Origin of the sequence: Maribacter halichondriae (assembly GCF_027474825.1) — a bacterium.
In the GTDB taxonomy this organism is placed as follows: Bacteria; Bacteroidota; Bacteroidia; order Flavobacteriales; family Flavobacteriaceae; genus Meishania; species Meishania halichondriae.
The window spans coordinates 1,619,639-1,638,267 of the sequence record NZ_CP107030.1 but is presented as its reverse complement, the minus strand read 5'-3'; the positions used below and the strand labels follow the sequence as shown (position 1 = coordinate 1,638,267).

Sequence of the window (18,629 nt, the reverse complement as noted above, 5' to 3'; positions counted from 1 at the left end):
GTCTCCGTTCAAGAAGTTGAGAATATCCATAATGAATCGATTTAGATATGTAACGAAGTGAGTGGAATTATATTATTTTTTAAACTTCGTCAATGCATTTTTTGTAAACTCGGAAAGCACTAGAGTTCCTGTAATAGCTGCTCGCTCTGTCAGGAGGGCATCCCAATGTTCGGTTCCTTGCCAAAGTATTTTTTTCAAAGCTACCAAAGCCTCAGGATTATAGGATGCCAATTTTTGTGTAAAAAAATCGATTTCCTTATCCAGTTCTTCCGTGTTATCAAAAACCTTGGCATACAGTCCTTTTTCCTTGGCCCAATAGGCATTATGCCATTCGGTCGGGGAGAGCGATAATTCTGAAAGTGCCGCAGTTCCGATTTTACGTTCGACTGCGGGTGCTATAACGAGAGGGGCGATACCGATGGTCAATTCCGATAGGCGTATGGAGGCATCTACGGAAGCAAAAACATAGTCGCATGCCGCTGCGAGTCCGACACCGCCGCCAACAGCTTTTCCGTGCACACGTCCAATAATCACTTTTGAACAGGTTCGCATGGCATTGATGACATTTGCAAAGCCACTAAAAAATATTTTTCCTTCCTCTAGATTTGAAACGGCCATCAGTTCATCAAAGGAAGCACCTGCACAAAATGCCCGATCCCCTTCCGATTTTAAGATAATGACCGATACTTCACCGTTTGCCGACAAACTGTTTAGTTCATGGGTCAGTCGATTCAGGAGTTCTGCCACGAAGGAATTGCTCGCAGGATGTCCGAATTCCACCGTCGCCACCCTATTTTCGATTTTGGTATATAAACTTCCGTTTTCCCTAGTTGTGCCCATGGCTGCTTGTTTTGCCCAAAATTAAACGTTTTGTAACAGCGGTCGAAACTTTCTTCTGAATTTCCAGACCAATGCCCCACCTCTAATGAACATCCATACGGTGAAGGCAATCCATATTCCATACAAGCCCCATCCCATAAACTTTCCTAAAAATAGTGTCGGAACAAAACCTAGAATGGTTGCGGAGAGCAATACGTTTCTCAAATACTTCATTTCCCCGAGTCCCTTGAACAGACCATCGAACACGAAGGCCAATGTATTCATGGGCAACCCAAGAATAACAATAAAAAATATCATGTAAAATGTTTCAAGCACCGGTATTTCATTTGAAAATAACCTGCCGATAGGGCGATAGAACATAAAACCGAAAACAACGAGTACTAGACTTACCAAAATACCATAAAGAATAATTTTTTTGGCAAGTTTCCATAACCCGTTGTAGTCTTTGGCGCCTAGAAGTCTTCCTCCCATAATGTTTCCGGCAGCCCCGTAGCCATCGATAAAGAATGCGGCAAACAACCAGAGATTAATAGCGATGGTATGCGCACCGATATATTTATCTCCCAAGGCCGTAGCCTCGCGGACAGCCAATATAAGGGCAACGTTCAACGCCAAGGCCCGGACAAATAAATTCAAACTCATAACTACCAATCGACTCAGTTCGGCATGAATGGGAAGTCTTAGTTTCAGACTTATATCCGTTTTGGTAATTAGAAGTACAAAGGCTAGAATCGCCATTATGGCTTGTGAAATAAGACTCGCCCAAGCTGCGCCTTCGAGATACATGGGTTCTATAAGTCCCTCTACGCCATAAACCAAAATAAAATCGAGAATGACGTTCAAGACCGCACCTACGATAGCGATAAGCATAGGCCAATACGTATTTTGAAGTCCCCTGAAAACACCCATGACCGCAAAGACGAACAGTGTCAAGGGAAACCCCCAAACCCTGATGTTGTAATACGAGATGCAGTATTCCAATATTTTTCCAGATGCGTTCAACAGTTCGAAAATTTCCCGAACCACGAATACGGTCGAAAGTAATATGAATACGCTAAGGCCAATATTCAGAAAGATCGCTTGTGCTGGTAAAGACTTCACCTTTTCCAAACGACCGGCTCCGAGATATTGGGAAATAATGGCGGAGATGGCGCTACGGGTCTGGCCCAAGATCCAAATGAGCATAGACAGAAAAGAACCTACAATGCCCGCTGCGGCCAAAGATTCCAATCCGTCAACGGGAATGTTACCGACGATAGCGGTATCGGTTATCGACAACAGTGGTTCGGCAATACCTGCTATGGTTGCAGGAATGGCCAGTTTGTTGATGGTTTTAAAATTAATGGCAGTTTTCAAAACAAATGAGGTTAAAACACCAGTTCATAGCAGTGAAACGGATACTCGCTTTGTTTGGGAAAGAATATATCACCCAATTTTTTATAGCCCCGTTTTTCATAAAATCGTTGGTTTCGTTTGTTCTGGCTAAAAGTATCCAACCGCACCGATGTATATCCCTTTTCTTTGGCATGTTTTTCGGCAAAATCCATCAATTTTTGTGCATATCCCTGACCCTGAAACTTCGGATGGACGGAAAGTCTGTGTATATAAACATTGTTGTCGTTTTTCGTCAGCCATTCGATCGGGTAATATTCTTCATCCATAAATGTCGAAATCACGATGGTACCGATAACTTTTCCTTCCAGTTCAAGAACAAACAGTTCATTGCGTTCTATGTCGGTCTGAAAGGCAAATTTAGAGGGGTAATGCTCGTTCCATTGTAGAATTCCGTTTTGAGACATGTAGTCCGCACAGGCCTTGGTAATGGTAAGAATGTCGGTAATTTCCGATATCTTTGCACGTCGAATCATGAATCGGTTTCAATTTAATTGTAAATTTAGAGTATTAACTATAATTCCTTGTCATGAAAAATATATTGGTTCCCATAGGCACTTCCCCTGACAATCATAATACGTTACAGTATGCGGTGGATTTTGCCGTTGAATTTTCTGCGCAAATTTATGTAATGGAGGTTTTCACGGCTTCCATAGGAGCGGGCAGAAGTTTAAAGAACACCGAAGAAACCATAACAGAAAGTAGTAAAGAACGGGTCAAGGAGATTATGGACAAAGTCGATACGAAAGGACTAAATCTCAAAGTAGCGACCTATAATGGCGATTTGATCGATGGACTAAAACAGATCGATAAAGAATTGGGAATCGATTTGATCATCATCGCCCCTCGGAGCAATGAAATTACCGAAGAATTGTTTTTGGGCCATACCTCGGGTAGAATTATCAAGCGAACCGATATTCCGACGTTGATAATTCCAAGGGGTACGACCTTAAAACCGCTTAAAACCATATTGACGGCATTTAAATCAGGCGTTTTGAAACGGAATCGTATACTTGACCCCCTCGTCGCCATTAAAAATAAATTCGGTGCTAAGGTCAATCTCTTATTGGTCAAAACCCCAGGTTATTCCGATGATGATTTGAAGATCAATACGGCCTTGATGGATATAAGTTCACAATTGACATTGACCGAGGCTCCTACTACCTATTTAGGGGTTTTGGAACATTTTCAGTCACAACAGCCTGACTTGTTGTGTGTTTTCAGAAGAAAAAGAGGGTTCTTTAAAAATCTTTGGGAAAAGAACACCATACCTAAATCGGAATTTTCTTCTAAGATTCCTGTATTGGTGCTCAGTGTTAAGAAAGATTGATTTCATTTTGATAGGTTCTCAAAAAGTATTTCCTTTGACCCTCTCAAAGTCGGGGGATTAGCTCAGCTGGCTAGAGCGCTTGCCTGGCAGGCAAGAGGTCACCGGTTCGACTCCGGTATTCTCCACAAGAACCATCCGCCAAACGACGGATGGTTTTTTGTTTTTAGCAAAACAATAACATCTTCAGATTGACTTTGAGATATGAGACTATTACATTTATGGAAAACGATACAATATGGATTTAAAAAATAAAGTAGCCTATATCACCGGGGGCTCAAAGGGAATAGGCTTCGGTGTTGCAGAAAAGTTGTTGAAAGCAGGAATGCGGGTGGCAATAAGCGGTAGGACTTTGAAAACCACCGAGCAAGCAGCACAATATTTGGGAGACTCACAAAATGTATTGGCTTTGGAATCTGACGTCACGAAGCTTTCGGATGAAAAAGCCGCCATAGAAAAAATACTGGATACCTGGGGTCAACTTGATGTGGTCTTGGCCAATGCCGGAGTGGGCCATTTTGCGCCCATTGATCAAATGTCGGATGAACAGTGGCACCAAATGATTAACACCAACCTCAATGGCGTATTCCATACGTTGAAAGCTTCCGTCGAGGCCCTAAAGAAATCGAAAGGATATTATATGACCTTGGCCAGTTTGGCAGGTACCAATTTTTTCGCTTCAGGTGCGGGCTATAATGCCACAAAATTTGGGGTGGTTGGTTTTACGCAGGCCGCCATGCTTGATTTGCGAAAGTATGATATCAAAGTATCTACTATTATGCCGGGATCTGTTGCCACACACTTTAACGGTAACGAGCCTGACGAGAAAGATGCTTGGAAAATACAGCCTGAAGATATTGGGGAATTGGTATTGGATCTATTAAAAATGCATCCGAGAACATTGCCCAGCAAAATCGAGGTAAGACCGAGTCGGCCGGATAAAAAATAATCAAACCTCTTTCTCGGTAAAGGGAATGTCGATATCACATATTTCCAAAACCAAATTTTTAAGTACTCCTTGAAATTGAAGTAAAGTCTCCGGTTCGATCAAGTGATATTTTCCCTTTTTGCCGTTGAGGTTTCTGAGAGTCAGTTTTTGAAATCCTCCGTAGAGATTTTTGAAAGTAATAATTCCTGCTTGCGTTTTATCGGTGTTGTTTTCCGATTGGTACATGAACGTGTAGCATAACAACTGAAATGCTTTGCTATACTCATAGTCCATAATAAGGTCTTCCCAATCTGAAACGGTCACATTTTTGGGCTCTACTTTTCCGGTTTTGTAGTCAATGATTCGTAGAATACCATCTTTTTCGTCGATACGGTCAAGTTTCCCCTTTAAATAAGTAGGAAACCCAATTTCTGGAATATCCAATCGAAGTTTTAATTTTTCTTCTAACCCTATTATTTTGATGTTGTGGTTCTGGGCTTCCTCGATTTCCATATCGATGAAATTTTCCAAATACCTAACGATAACGTGGTATGCAATAAGGTTCTTACCCTTGGTCGGGTCTCCCTCAAAATAACTTTTTACGAAATGATGTTTTACCAAACCCTTAATTTTGAGTTTTAAGGGCATTAGATTTTCCTTGGAAAGTCGTTCTCCTATCAAAGGAGTATATAAGTCTTCGAGGGTATTGTGAACAATGGTACCAAATGTATTGGCGGCAACGGTTTCTTCGACCGTCAAGGTGTCTTCGATGCCCAAAAGGCTTTGTTTATAGAAGTCAATAGGATTTCTGATATAACTACTCAGAGAGGAAGGAGAAAAACCATTGGAGGCGTGTTTCTCGATTAAACCTAAGGCATGGGTATCTTTGAAGACTACAGCTAAGTTTTTCGTTATTGGCCTTATTTCAGGAGCTGCAATTTTTTCATGAATATTCTTTGAGATTCTTTCATCGGTCAACATTTGGGTTATTAACCTACTCTTTTCTCCACCTTCCAAGGCGTCAGGTTCTGTATTGTAAAGAATGTAAATGTTCTTGGCACGTTGCAAAAGCCGATAAAAATGGTAAGTATAAACTGCATCTTTCTCTTTGTAGGTAGGTAGGCCGAAGTAGGTTTTTAAATCAAAGGGAATAAAAGAATTGTTCGATTTTCCGGAAGGAAGTATGCCCTCGTTTACCGAAGTGATAATGACGGTCTCAAAATCAAGGTTGCGGCTTTCCAACATTCCCATAATTTGTAGTCCTTCCAACGGGTCTCCTTGAAAATCAAGGGTCTCGGAGGCTAGAATTTCGCTGTACAAACTGTGAAGTGATTTTATATCCGTTATGAAATCGTAGTCTTCGAGCAAATCGGATATTTGATTGAAGATTTTATAAAACCGATAAAGATGTCCAAGTTCCAAATCTGAGGTAGAGTCGGAAAATTTTGTTTTGAGAACCTGAATTAGACAGAGGCATTTCTTTATAAAGTCCTTAGTTGTAAACTCCTTGTCGAAAAATAATAATTTTACATAGGGATGTTCTTCTTGGGCAATACTATTTATTTTTCTTGCATTTAGGTAGGTTATATTGTTCTTCTTAATGGCCGTACTTATTTGATCGGAGAAATTTTCTTGAGAATCATCCAATATTTTATGTACATAAGGGTGCGACAGAAATTCTAGTACATTGCGATGGTACCACCCTTGTTGGCCTACATTGATATAGAGATTAAAAAACTGGTCGAACAGTCCTGCCAAAATTGTTTTTTGTAACGGATACCCCATCGTTATGTTCACCGTTTCTATTTCTTCTGGAATGGAATTCAGTATGGGATTCAGCAGATTTTCATCGCCAAGGACCAAGGCGGCATTTGATAGCACTTCATTATCTGTATCGCATAGATTTTTCAAAAGGTGCCCGACATATTTTGCCTGTGAAATGTTCTTGGGTACCCCAACGATTTGAATGTCTTTTTCTTTTTCATAATGGTTACTCACACCTTGTAGTGGGTTGGCTCGCAGATAAGGCCATTTTTTTTGGTATTCTCGAATGAAATATCCGGCATCATGAATCGGGTCGGTTAAAAAATAGGAATCGATATCCCAATAAATTTCCGCTTTTGACGAAGCCAACATTTTCTGTATCAGTTGACTTTCCGCAGCATTAAGGGCATTGAAACCAATAAAAATATGCTTGTTGCCATAGTTGGTCTGATAGGTTTCTAGATTGGCACAGGCCTTTTTATAGACCAATCCTTGATAACCAAGGCCTTGTGTTGTCAGACTTTGCAAAAAACCATTGTAGATACTTTCGATATTGTTCCAAAAACGAAGGTAATTCTCCATCATTTCGGTCTTTTGAGTCCGTAGTGACCAATGACCTATCTCTTGTACAGCTGCGAGATTACCAAATATCGCTTTTGGGTCTACCAGATGCCTATCGATTTCATTAAAGTCTTGTAACAAGGTCTGGCCCCACTTTGAAAAAGAAAAAAAGCTTTCTTTTTCACCAGACGTATTTTTAAGATAGGTTTGGTAAAGTTCGAATACAAGTTTTGTGTTCGAGGCATAGGCAAGACCCGAAACTTTCTCTACAAAATCTTCGATGCTATAAATTTCTGGAACGTAGAGGGTTCTATTAGCCTTTTTCGCAATTGCATTTCGAAGAAAAGTACCGGCCCGTTTGCTGGGAAGCACAAAGACCAGGTCTTCGATGGAACCCTCTTTTTTCAGAACTTCGTCGACAATTTCAGCGATAAAACTTTGCATGTTTAAATGTACATATTAAAGCTAGCAACGGGCAAGTGCATCTTTAAGAATTCGTGAGGACAAGGCAAAAAAAAGCTCCGCATTTGCGGAGCTTTTCTATTCTAGAATTTTAAAATCTTATTTTACTAAGTTGATTTCAACCCTTCGGTTTTGAGCTCTACCAGCTCTTGTGTTGTTAGGTGCGATTGGCTTATCCTCACCATAACCTGCAGCTGACAATCTGAATTCATCGATTCCTTTTTCTACCAAGAAATCTTTTACTGAAAGCGCTCTCGCTTCAGAAAGTGCTTGATTGGTCTTAGCACCACCCTGACTGTCAGTATGACCATCAACGGAGAACTTGGCAGTTGGGTATTCTTTCAAGATCGTAATGATATCTACCATTACCGAAGTAGATTCAGCTTTAATAGTTGATTTACCAGTGTCAAACAAGATAGTTCTTGCGTAGTCGTTCAATTGTTTCTGAACTTCTTCAGTTACTTCTGGGCAACCTGCGTTAGCTACAGTACCAGCAACATCTGGACATTGGTCATCTTTGTCCAATACACCATCGCTGTCTTTGTCTGGCCATGGGCATCCTTTGTTTTCGGCAGGACCTGCTTCGTTAGGACACTCATCATCTTTATCGGCAACACCGTCACCGTCAGCATCAGGACATCCGCCTAAAGCGGCAAGACCAGCTTCATTAGGACAAGCATCATCTTTATCGGCAACACCGTCACCGTCAGCATCTGGGCAACCGTTCATTTCTTTTGAACCGGCTTCGTTAGGACAGCTATCTTTGCTATCTTCAATACCATCGCCATCAGCATCTGGGCAACCGTTGAAAGCTTCTAGACCAGCTACTTCTGGACAAGCATCATCCCTGTCGTAGATTCCGTCACCATCGGTATCGGTTCCACCAAATTTAACAGCGATACCGGCCAAATGTTGCCAGTGCTTAACGCCGTAATCCTCGAAAGCATGCTTATAGTTCATTTGAAGGGTAAGACCTAGATTATCGGAAAACCAGAAATTAACACCAACACCACCATTTACGGTACCGGCACCGATTTCATCTACCCAAGTATAACCACCACCGATTTCCACGAAAGGATCGACAACGGTTTCTTTCAAAAAGTTGTATTTAATAGTACCATCTATTGCATAATGCGAAAGATCGTCGACAGCAACATCGCCTAATTTGCTAATCTTGTTTAAAGATCCTCTTGCTCCGATAGAAAAACCACTGCCTACGCTCTTGGAAACGCCAACATAAGAAATAGAAGGAAGAATGTTCCAGTGATCGGATACATTAAAAAGTTCATTACCAAAAGAACTAACATCCCCAGTTGGATATACGTCTATGGCATTGGCTCCAAAACTAACTTGCCAAGGGTTATTCTCGTCTTGCGCTTGTATGTTGTTAAAGCCCACCATAAGTAAGGCAACAACCAATAATTTGCTAAGATGTTTCATGTTCAAAATTTTAAGTTTAAGTGTTTATTAGGTGCAAATGTAAGTTGTTAAATATTATTAACAAAAACAATCTTATATTTTTTTTAACGTATTTCATAGAACAAATAGGCCGTTTAAACGATTTTTAGTTCTTTTCCGACTTCGATAAATGCATTGATAGCCTTGTCTAAATGTTCGGTTTTATGAGCTGCCGATAGTTGCACCCGTATTCGAGCCTTGTCTTTGGGCACTACTGGATAAAAGAATCCGATAACATAGATTCCTTTTTCCAAAAGTCTATCGGCCATTTTCTGCGATAGCTTGGCATCGTACAACATAACGGGTACAATGGCCGAATCGCCATCGATGATATCAAAACCGGCCTCTTTCATTCCCTTTTTAAAATATTCGGTATTTTCTTGAAGGCGGTCGCGAAGTGAGGTGTCCGTTTTGAGCATGTCAAATACCTTGATCGAGGCACCCACAATTGACGGTGCCAAGGAATTTGAGAATAAATAGGGCCTGGATCTTTGCCGGAGAATTTCTATAATCTCCTTCTTTCCAGTGGTATAACCGCCCATGGCGCCCCCAAGGGCTTTCCCCAAGGTGCCTGTAATAATATCGATGCGACCCATGACGCCTTTTTCCTCTAAGGTTCCTCTACCGGTTTTCCCTATAAAACCTGTGGCATGGCATTCATCGATCATGACAAGGGCATCGTATTTGTCTGCCAAGTCACATATAGCATCCAGCGGAGCGACAAGACCATCCATAGAAAAGACACCGTCGGTCACAATGATCTTAAATCGCGCCCCTTCGGTATTTGCTTGCTGAAGCTGTTTTTCAAGATCGGCCATATCACTATTGGCATATCTATATCTTTTAGCCTTGCACAAGCGAACCCCGTCTATAATCGATGCATGGTTCAACGAATCTGAAATGATGGCGTCTTCGGTCGAAAATAAAGGTTCAAAAACGCCGCCATTGGCATCGAAGGCCGCGGCATATAATATGGTATCTTCCGTACCGTAGAAATCTGCGATTTTTTGTTCCAGCTCTTTGTGTATGTCTTGTGTGCCGCAAATGAAACGTACCGAAGACATGCCAAAGCCATGGGTGTCCATAGTATCTTTGGCCGCTTGGATAACTTCAGGGTGAGACGATAGCCCTAGATAATTATTGGCGCAGAAGTTAATGACCTCTTGGCCAGTTGAGATTTTGATGACCGCATCTTGTGGGGAGGTAATGATGCGTTCCGATTTGTAAAGTCCGTCATTTTTTATGGCGGTCAGCTCGTTTTGTAAATGTTCTTTGATTTTACCGTACATAGTTTTTATGGTTCTAAATGAATTCTGGAGTTATGGTCTCATTAATATATACAATGATCTTGTTTTCTACAACATACCCCATTTCGGTCAACGTGTCCGAATAGAAGTATAGTTGTTCATGGTATTTGGGATTTTTCTTTCCTGTTTTATAATCGATCAGGGTTGCTGATCTTCCGTTCAGGATAATTCTGTCGGGCCGCAATAAAGTACCTTCCTTAGTCAGGATGCCCCGCTCGTTCAGCACTTCATTGTTTTTGGCATAATATTTTGCCAGTATGGGATGTTCTACAACTTCATTGATCTTGGTCGTCACGTATTCTATCTCGTCAGGGGCCACATCTCCATTTTTTTTCAAAGTCATTATGGCCTTGGGCACATCTTCAACACTTTCCAATAAGCCTAAGATATAATGAATTAAATTACCTCGTATTCGTGCACTTTCCGTTGTCGAATCCCAAAGGTTTTCAGATTGGGCCAAAATTTTAAAGCTGGGCCGCTCTTTGAAAGAATATCCATAAGAGATGGGTTCTTGCGGGCTGATGGCCCCAACTCCTTCTAAATCGACCAAAGAACCAAAGGAATATGATTTTCTATCTTCCTGCCACAGCCCAATTTCCTTAAGATAATGAATAAAAAGCCCTGAATAATAATCCAGTTTTGGTTCGCCATTTTTTAATACGTCCTTTTCGGTTATGATATAAAGCCCTTGTATGGCCCTGGTAAGCGCCACATAAAGTACATTGTAGGCGTCGAGTTCAAGCCGATGTTGCTCATCATCATAAATTTCCGCCGCCTCGGGGCCATAATTCAACACTTCCTGTTTTTTATTTAATAAGACCTCATCAAATCCCATAAAGGACTTAGCATTAACGGGCAACCATAATTTTGGATTTATTTCTTTGTAAATGTAGGCATTGGCGTAGGGAAAAATGACTATCCGAAATTCGAGTCCCTTCGCTTTGTGGATAGACATGATACGAACGGCATCCACATTTTCGGGGGCTATGATGCCCAATCGGTCTTTTTTCTTCTCCCAATAGGATAAAAATGTACGTGCTCCGGCCCCCTCTTTTTGTTCTACTTCAAAAACGGTATCCATGAAAAAAGAAAGGTAGGCATCTGAATGGTTTGCCAATTTAAAAAGCCGAATGGCATATTCCAACCCATCGTAGACTGAATTCTTTTTAAACTTTTGAAGATCGAATTGATATTCATTCAGTAAAAACTTTGAAACTTCCCTAAGGTTCTTATGAATGAATTCATGTTTTTGTTTTTCAGTGGGTGACAAATAGTTCAATAGGCTATAGCTACTCTCCAAATCATCGGGCTGTACGCTGAAATGCAGCAAATCAATTAAAAAGCGAACTTCGGGGCTGCTCTGTATCAATAACGAATCGGACGATATTACCCCAATGCCCATTTGGGTCAGAAAATCGGCCAACAAAATACCATGTTTGTTATCGCGTACTAGAATCGTGATATCCTCGAGTCGATACTTTTTCTTACGTACCGTTTCAATTGTCTTTAACACTTCGGTACAATAAAGGCCATCTTTTGGGTTTTCTTCACTTGGAGCTATAAATGTGATTTCGACGACACCGCCTTGTTTTTCGGTATGGGCCTGTTTATTACCTTCAATAAATAAGGTCTCATAAATTTCATTGTTCAAAAACGGACTGGTACTTGAAAAGAAATCATTATTGAATGCCACTATTTCACTATAGCTACGATAATTTTTCGGTAAAGGTGCTATAGTCGGCGGCACGACAAAAGGATTGGTGGCCGAATTGACCAAGTTCAGAAATTGTTCGGCCCTGCCGCCGCGCCATCGGTAAATGGCTTGCTTGGCATCTCCTACCAAGAATAGAGTTCCTCTTTCCCCGTTTACATCTTCGCTTTCCAAAGCATTGCTTACCAAAGGCATCAGATTGTTCCATTGCATACCCGAGGTATCTTGAAATTCGTCAATAAAATAATGCCGATATTTTTCACCTAGCCGTTCATAGATAAAAGGGGCCGGCTGATCTTTGATTTCTTTGGAAATTAAGGTATTGAATTCTGATATCGAAAGTTGGTCACGGTCCGATTGAATGGCTTTTACTTCTTGTTGTATGGCGTTCAAAACCGTTAATGGAACCAAGTTGCCATAGACATTATTTAAAAAGGAAAGCTCTCTATGACCTGTTTTTAGTTTATTAAAAAGGATAATAAGTTCTGGATGCAGTTCATCAAGAACAGATTTAGTACCCTCGGCACATGATTTATTATACAGGGGTTTTGTCTCAAAATTTTGCTTCCAAGCAGCGTTAAAATCGATGTTGAATTCACCGGCTTGAATCTTTACCATAAACTTTGGGAAATAACTGGCAGTGAAATCACTGAAATCCAATCCGTTTTCTTCAATGAGCTTAAGGGATTTGGACGCATCGGATGTCAACCCCTCTGATGCGTCATCGATACGTGAGCGAATATGGCGCCTTATTCCCAAAAAATCATCGAGACCCTTGTCTTCCAACTTTTTAATATGGGGCGCGTGGTTCTCATTGAAGAGTAATTTTCCGATTTGGTTGAGGTCATAGGCGACATCCCAGCTTTTGCTATCATCAATTTTTTCGAGAGCAAAGTCGATCAATATTCTGGTCAATTTTTCATCGGAGCCGGCCTTGTCTATCAACCTTGATACGGCTTCATCCATTAACAGGTCGGTGTCCAATACAACTTCAAAATTTTGGGGAAGCTTTAAGTCACGTGCAAAAGTTCTGATAAGTCTATGGGTGAACTTATCAATGGTCGAGACATCAAAAAAAGCATAATTGTGAAGTATGCTTTTTAAGGTTTGACCGGCCCTTTGCTTTAAAATTGAGGTATCGATTTGAAGTTCGGTACAAATTTCATCGAACATGGTTTGCGCTTCCGCTGGCACCGAGGTCTGGCTAAAGTTGTACAGACTGTTCAAAATACGGTACTTCATCTCATTGACCGCCTTGTTCGTAAAAGTGATGGCCAAAATCTGACGGTACCCAATTCGTGATGATAGGGCTATTTTCAGATACTCTTTTGCCAGCGTATAGGTCTTGCCAGACCCGGCGGATGCACTGTAGATTTTAAAGGGTGCGTCTTGCACGTGCTTTTTCACGCAAATTACGGATTCTATCAGAGTTCTTAACAAATAATTAGTGCATTATCTTTGTTAAAATCCGTAAATTTGAGGAACATAATTATTAATCTAAAAACACTATAAAATGGCTTTTGAACTACCTAAATTACCCTATGCCTATGATGCACTGGAACCACATATCGATGCCCGCACCATGGAGATTCACCATACCAAACATCATAATGGCTATACCACAAAATTGAACGCGGCTATCGAAGGCACGGATCTTGAAGGAAAGACCATCGAAGATATATTAAAGAATCTTGACATGTCGAACAGTGCTGTCCGTAATAACGGGGGCGGGTTCTACAACCATAAATTGTTTTGGGAAGTAATGTCTCCCAATGGTGGCGGAACTCCTTCAGGAGAATTGGCCGACGCCATCAACCATGCTTTTGGGTCTTTCGAAACGTTTAAGGAGAAATTCAGTGCAGCGGCCGGGTCGAGATTTGGATCGGGCTGGGCATGGTTATGTGTGCACCCAGGGGGTAAAGTAGATATTTGTTCTACGCCCAACCAAGATAATTCGTTGATGCCGAATACAGGCTGCGGAGGTCACCCAATTTTAGGGTTGGATGTTTGGGAGCATGCCTATTATCTGAACTATCAAAACAGACGCCCTGATTATGTGAACGCGTTTTTCAATGTTATCAATTGGGATAAGGTTGCCGAGCTTTATGCGGCCGGCAAATAAGCAAATACACATAGTATAAAAAAACCTCCCTTGTAAAAGAGGGAGGTTTTTTTATGGTTTCTTAAAATAGAAAAGGGCGGAGAAGTCTCCACCCTTTTCGTCCCAAATCTTACCATAAACTTAACCTACTTATGCTATGGCAATACTAAATTACTGGTATTGTGGGAAATAAAAAAGAAATTTTAAGAAATTTTAATAGTGTTTGGGTATAAATAAAAGCCCTAAAGAAAGCAAGAAGTGGGGTTAACCTTGTTAAATGCTTGGGTTTCACGCAAATAAAAAAGGCGGAGCATTGCTCCGCCTTTTTCCCCAAATCTTACCATGAACTTAACCTACTTATGCTATGGTTCTCCAAAAATAGACCTTCAAAGGGCTATGGAGAAATGTTTTAGACGAAAATCCATATATACGGTTAAAGTGCGTTTTCAAGGTTATTGTCCTATAAAGCGTACAGAAAAATGATACAATGTCAAGCGAATAGAATACATATAGTATTGAGAATATAGCTTAGAAAATCAGTATCATCGTTTTCTTCGACACTATCATTACCTAAAAATAGTAGTAGTTGAAAAAAGGGTCTACTTGTTATCTAGCGCCAACAGGTAAAATAATGACTCAGGATGAGTTCAACAGCATTAAAAGTTCAAAGAATGGGGTTTGTGGAATTCATGATAAATAAAAAGGCGGAGCAATGCTCCGCCTTTTTCCCCAAATCTTACCATGAACTTAACCTACTTATGCTATGGTTCTCCAAATATACTGCTAGCTTATACGCTGGTAAAACATCTTTGTTAAAAGGTCCATAAATAGGGTGAAGTGACTTAATGAATGAAAATGTAAAGTAAGAGACCTATAGTATTTTAGCTTTAATCAAAAAAAGAGATGGCCCTGTGTCCAAATAAAAAAGGTGGAGAAGTCTCCACCTTTTTTGCCCCAAATCTTACCATGAACTTAACCTACTTATGCTATGGCAAGTCTAAAATAGTCGGGCGGATCGCCAAAGAGGCTATAATACCGATGAACAACGATATTTATCGACGAACTACATAAAATGTTGTATTTCATCGATATTTAATCTCAATAGGCCCTTTCATTTTTGCCCTCAAAAAAGTTGATAAATGCCCGGTTTACGACTCGATTTCCACCAGGAGTGGGGTAATCTCCTGTAAAATACCAATCACCAAGATTTTTAGGGCAAGCAAGATGTAAATTTTCGACGGTTTGATAGATGATTTGAACTTCGGCCTTAATATCATTGGGACTCAAGAGTTCGCCAATTTTCTGGGAAATTTCTTCAGCTGTAAAAGGCGCATAGAACTCCTTGACATAGTTGATAACATCTTGATCTTTGGTATCGACCTGTTGTAAACACTTTTCATAGATGTCATCGACCAAATTCATGGTCAGACGTTCTTGGTGTAAGGCTAGTGCTGCCTTAAAGGCTATAAAATCCTCAAGCTTGGCCATGTCTATACCATAGCAATCTGGGTAACGGATCTGGGGTGCAGAAGAAACCACTATTATTTTGCTTGGGGAAAGTCTATCCAGAATTCTTAAAATACTCTTTTTCAATGTGGTTCCCCTAACTATACTATCGTCAATAATGACGAGATTGTCACCTTTTTCAACAGATCCGTATGAGATGTCATAAACATGCGCTACCAAATCGTCTCTACTACTGTCTTGCGTTATAAAGGTTCTTAGCTTGGCATCCTTTATGGCGACTTTTTCGATTCTAGGGCGAATCTCCAAGATCTCGTGAAGTTCCTTGCTGGTAATCTTTGCCCCAATGGTAAGAATCTGTTCTTCTTTCTTTTTGTTCAAATAGTTTTGGGCCTCTTTGACCATACCGTAGAACGAAGTCTCGGCCGTATTCGGAATATAGGAAAAGACCGTATTCTTGATATCATGATTTATGGATTCCAATATTTGGGGGAAGATCAGCTTCCCTAATTCTTTTCGCTCTTGGTAGATTTCTTGGTCACTTCCCCTAGAAAAATAAATACGCTCAAAAGAACAGGCCTTACGCTCCCTAGGTTCCAATATTTCCTCAAGGAAAACGTCTCCGTTCTTTTTGACAATGATGGCATGGCCGGGATCCAGTTCCTTGACCTCCTCATATTTAACATTGAATACGGTTTGGATCGCAGGTCTTTCCGAAGCCATTACCACGACCTCGTCATCTTGATAGTAATATGCGGGTCGGATGCCGGAAGGATCACGAAGCACAAAGGCATCTCCGTGGCCAAATAGGCCTGCCATGGCATAGCCTCCATCAAAATTCTTGGCTGCTCTTCTTAGTATTTTTGAAACTTTGATACGTTCGGCAATAAGAGGGGATGCCTCTTGTTTGGTATATCCTTCTTTTTTAATCTTCTTGTAGAGTTTTGCAACGGCATCGTCTAGAAAATGGCCTATTTTTTCCATGACGGTCACCGTATCGACCATATCCTTAGGATGCTGTCCTAATTGTATTAGGTTGTCGAAAAGCTCATGGACATTGGTCATGTTGAAGTTTCCGGCAACGATAAGGTTTCGGTGCATCCAATTGTTCTGACGAAGAAACGGGTGTACGCTCTCCATACTGTTTTTGCCGAAGGTGCCATATCTCACATGACCTAGTAAAACCTCGCCTATATAAGGAATGTGTTTTTTCTGAAGAGCAACATCGTTCACATATTCGGGATGCTCTTTCAAAGTGGTGTTTATCCGGTCATTGATCTGTGCGAAAATATCTTGAATAGGCTGCTGTTCTATAGAGCGTACACGGCTCATAAAACGTTCCCCAGGAGCCATATCCAACTTGATGCTGGCGAAACCCGCACCGTCTTGGCCACGGTTGTGTTGTTTCTCCATCATAAGGTACATCTTGTTGACACCATAAAAAGCCGTACCATACTTTTTCTTATAGTATTCCAAGGGTTTTAACAATCGTATTACCGATATACCGCATTCATGTTTAATGGCATCACTCATTATATAAAGCTATTAAAAAAGCCCTGAAATTCAGGGCACATTTAACTTATTTTAATTCAATATCGAATTGGGTCAGGGTCTTAAACTGGTGCAACCTTTTATTGACCTCGGCCCTATCTAAATCTTGCATACGTTCTGTGCCAAAGCGTTCAACACTAAAGGAGGCTAGATTTGAACCATGTATAACGGCGTTTTTCAAACCATTGAATGTCGTATTTCCGGTTGCGGCAATATAGCCTGCGAAACCCCCGGCGAAGGTGTCCCCTGCTCCGGTGGGGTCAAAAACTTCTTCCAACGGTAATGCCGGGGCAAAAAACACATTGTCCTTATGGAACAACAAGGCACCATGCTCCCCCTTTTTGATAACCACGAATTTTGGCCCGATGGTCTGTATTTTTTCAGCGGCCTTGACCAAAGAATATTCCCCTGTCAGTTGGCGCGCTTCTTCATCATTGATGGCAATAACATCGATATGTTTTATGGTTTCCATTAATTCAGGCAGTGCATTGTCCATCCAAAAGTTCATCGTATCGAGTATAATGAGCTTTGGTCGTTTTTCCATTTGATTAATTACACTCAGCTGCGTACTTGGGTGCAGATTGCCCAACATGACCACATCGGCATCTTTAAAGGCATCGGGCACAACTGGATTGAAATCTGCCAACGTATTCAATTCGGTCACCAAGGTATCCCTTGAGTTCAGGTCGTTGTGATATTTTCCTTTCCAATAAAAGGTTTTACCCCCTTTAACGATTTCAAGTCCTGATAAGTCTATTCCCTTGCTGGCGAGAAGGTCGAGATGTTCTTGATCCATGTCCTCGCCTACAATCGAGACGATTGCTGAATCCACATCGAACTGTGAAGCGGCGAGACCGATAAATGTAGCGGCACCGCCCAATATTTTATCCGTTTTACCGAAAGGAGTTTCGATTTCGTCAAAGGCGACTGTACCTACGATTACCAATTTTCCCATTAAATGTGTTTGAATTTGGTGCAAAGATACGATATTGAACACCGATTAGTGAGCGGTAAATAAATCAAGTTATTAAAAATTGTTCAGAGGAATACTTTTACGATAAACGGATAAGAAATCGTTCATTTCCGCCCAAAATCAGCAGGAATCTCCCCCCAAGCTTTCGTCTCCCATTTCACGATTGGCGTATTGTAATTGTTTTTGTTCAACCAATCCAAGGCGCGACGCACCAAATCAAAAAGTTTCTTATTTTTTGTAGTCTCTTTGAGTTTTGTGTTACAGGTCTTCTTGCGCACCCAACTCATGGCCGTTCGAGAATCGGTATAGATGATGCGGTCACTATTTCGCTCTTTTAAAAAAGCTAGTCCGTGTACGATGGCCAAAAACTCGCCGATATTATTGGTGCCTTCAGGAAAAGGCCCTTGTCGGAACAATTTTTTACTTGTCTTGGTATCGACCCCTTGGTATTCCATGACCCCGGGGTTTCCGCTTGATGCGGCATCTACCGAAATGGAGTGGTAATTCGGCGAACCATATTTCAGAAGTTCTTCGGGGGTTAAGGAAGATTCGCCTTTTTTCTTCCCTTTGTAATCTTCGTAATTTCCATTGAAGGCCTTTTTGGCCGCCTCAAACGTTGAAAACGATTTGTACTGGGCCCCTTTGTGCCCGGTTATTGCAGCCTTACAATCAGCCCAAGTGGTATAAATTCCCGGTCTTTTCCCTTTCCAGACGGTGTAAAACTTTTCTTTTTTGGCCATAGTAGTATTGTTATATCAAAGCTACCATTTTTACCCCTCCTTGGGAGGGG

13 protein-coding genes and 1 tRNA gene are annotated in these 18,629 nt (G+C 41.0%); 4 read left to right on the top strand and 10 right to left on the bottom strand.

Features of this window, described 5'->3' with window-relative positions:
• Positions 1-72: 72 nt before the first annotated feature.
• From N8A86_RS07440 to N8A86_RS07430, 3 genes are read right to left on the bottom strand one after another with little or no spacing between them, the layout of a single operon-like run.
• Positions 73-840 carry an enoyl-CoA hydratase/isomerase family protein gene (locus N8A86_RS07440; protein ID WP_273568462.1) on the bottom strand — a complete coding sequence of 256 codons (768 nt, stop codon included), beginning with the start codon at positions 838-840 and terminating at the stop codon, positions 73-75.
• 21 nt (positions 841-861) lie between these two features.
• Positions 862-2,196: an MATE family efflux transporter gene (locus N8A86_RS07435; RefSeq protein ID WP_273568461.1), complete on the bottom strand. Its 1,335-nt coding sequence runs from the start codon at positions 2,194-2,196 to the stop codon at positions 862-864.
• Between the two features lie 11 nt (positions 2,197-2,207).
• The gene (locus N8A86_RS07430) at positions 2,208-2,708 is read right to left on the bottom strand and encodes a GNAT family N-acetyltransferase (RefSeq protein WP_273568460.1); all 501 of its coding nucleotides are present in this window, start codon (positions 2,706-2,708) and stop codon (positions 2,208-2,210) included.
• Between the two features lie 53 nt (positions 2,709-2,761).
• Here N8A86_RS07430 and N8A86_RS07425 point away from each other — a divergent pair, with 53 nt between their 5' ends.
• The 3 genes from N8A86_RS07425 (at position 2,762) to N8A86_RS07415 (ending at position 4,508) form a co-directional block, all read left to right on the top strand.
• On the top strand, positions 2,762-3,562 hold the full coding sequence (locus tag N8A86_RS07425; RefSeq protein WP_273568459.1) for a universal stress protein: 801 nt from the start codon (positions 2,762-2,764) through the stop codon (positions 3,560-3,562).
• 51 nt (positions 3,563-3,613) lie between these two features.
• Positions 3,614-3,687, top strand: a tRNA-Ala gene (locus N8A86_RS07420).
• A gap of 110 nt (positions 3,688-3,797) precedes the next feature.
• The gene (locus N8A86_RS07415) at positions 3,798-4,508 is read left to right on the top strand and encodes an SDR family oxidoreductase (RefSeq protein ID WP_273568458.1); all 711 of its coding nucleotides are present in this window, start codon (positions 3,798-3,800) and stop codon (positions 4,506-4,508) included.
• Here N8A86_RS07415 and N8A86_RS07410 read toward each other — a convergent pair whose 3' ends face one another.
• From N8A86_RS07410 to N8A86_RS07395, 4 genes are all read right to left on the bottom strand, one after another.
• Positions 4,509-7,256, bottom strand: a complete 2,748-nt coding sequence (locus N8A86_RS07410; protein WP_273568457.1) for a PD-(D/E)XK nuclease family protein — start codon at positions 7,254-7,256, stop codon at positions 4,509-4,511. It lies immediately after the preceding gene.
• Positions 7,257-7,373: 117 nt separating this feature from the next.
• Positions 7,374-8,714: an OmpA family protein gene (locus N8A86_RS07405; RefSeq protein WP_273568456.1), complete on the bottom strand. Its 1,341-nt coding sequence runs from the start codon at positions 8,712-8,714 to the stop codon at positions 7,374-7,376.
• 113 nt (positions 8,715-8,827) lie between these two features.
• The gene (kbl, locus tag N8A86_RS07400) at positions 8,828-10,021 is read right to left on the bottom strand and encodes a glycine C-acetyltransferase (protein ID WP_273568455.1); all 1,194 of its coding nucleotides are present in this window, start codon (positions 10,019-10,021) and stop codon (positions 8,828-8,830) included.
• A 13-nt stretch (positions 10,022-10,034) separates the two neighbouring features.
• Complete coding sequence (locus tag N8A86_RS07395; protein WP_273568454.1) at positions 10,035-13,157, bottom strand: UvrD-helicase domain-containing protein; 3,123 nt, start codon at positions 13,155-13,157, stop codon at positions 10,035-10,037.
• A gap of 106 nt (positions 13,158-13,263) precedes the next feature.
• On the opposite strand from N8A86_RS07395, the gene N8A86_RS07390 reads away from it, so the two are divergent.
• Positions 13,264-13,872 (top strand): superoxide dismutase, encoded by a 609-nt coding sequence (locus N8A86_RS07390; RefSeq protein WP_273568453.1) that lies wholly within the window; start codon positions 13,264-13,266, stop codon positions 13,870-13,872.
• Positions 13,873-14,949: 1,077 nt separating this feature from the next.
• Here N8A86_RS07390 and N8A86_RS07385 read toward each other — a convergent pair.
• From N8A86_RS07385 to N8A86_RS07375, 3 genes are all read right to left on the bottom strand, one after another.
• Positions 14,950-16,848, bottom strand: coding sequence for an amidophosphoribosyltransferase (locus tag N8A86_RS07385; protein WP_273568452.1), 1,899 nt, complete (start codon positions 16,846-16,848; stop codon positions 14,950-14,952).
• A gap of 46 nt (positions 16,849-16,894) precedes the next feature.
• Positions 16,895-17,821 (bottom strand): PfkB family carbohydrate kinase, encoded by a 927-nt coding sequence (locus tag N8A86_RS07380; protein ID WP_273568451.1) that lies wholly within the window; start codon positions 17,819-17,821, stop codon positions 16,895-16,897.
• 122 nt (positions 17,822-17,943) lie between these two features.
• A complete protein-coding gene (locus tag N8A86_RS07375) occupies positions 17,944-18,579 on the bottom strand; it encodes a ribonuclease H family protein (protein WP_273568450.1) in 636 nt (211 codons plus the stop codon).
• Between the last annotated feature and the right edge of the window lie 50 nt (positions 18,580-18,629).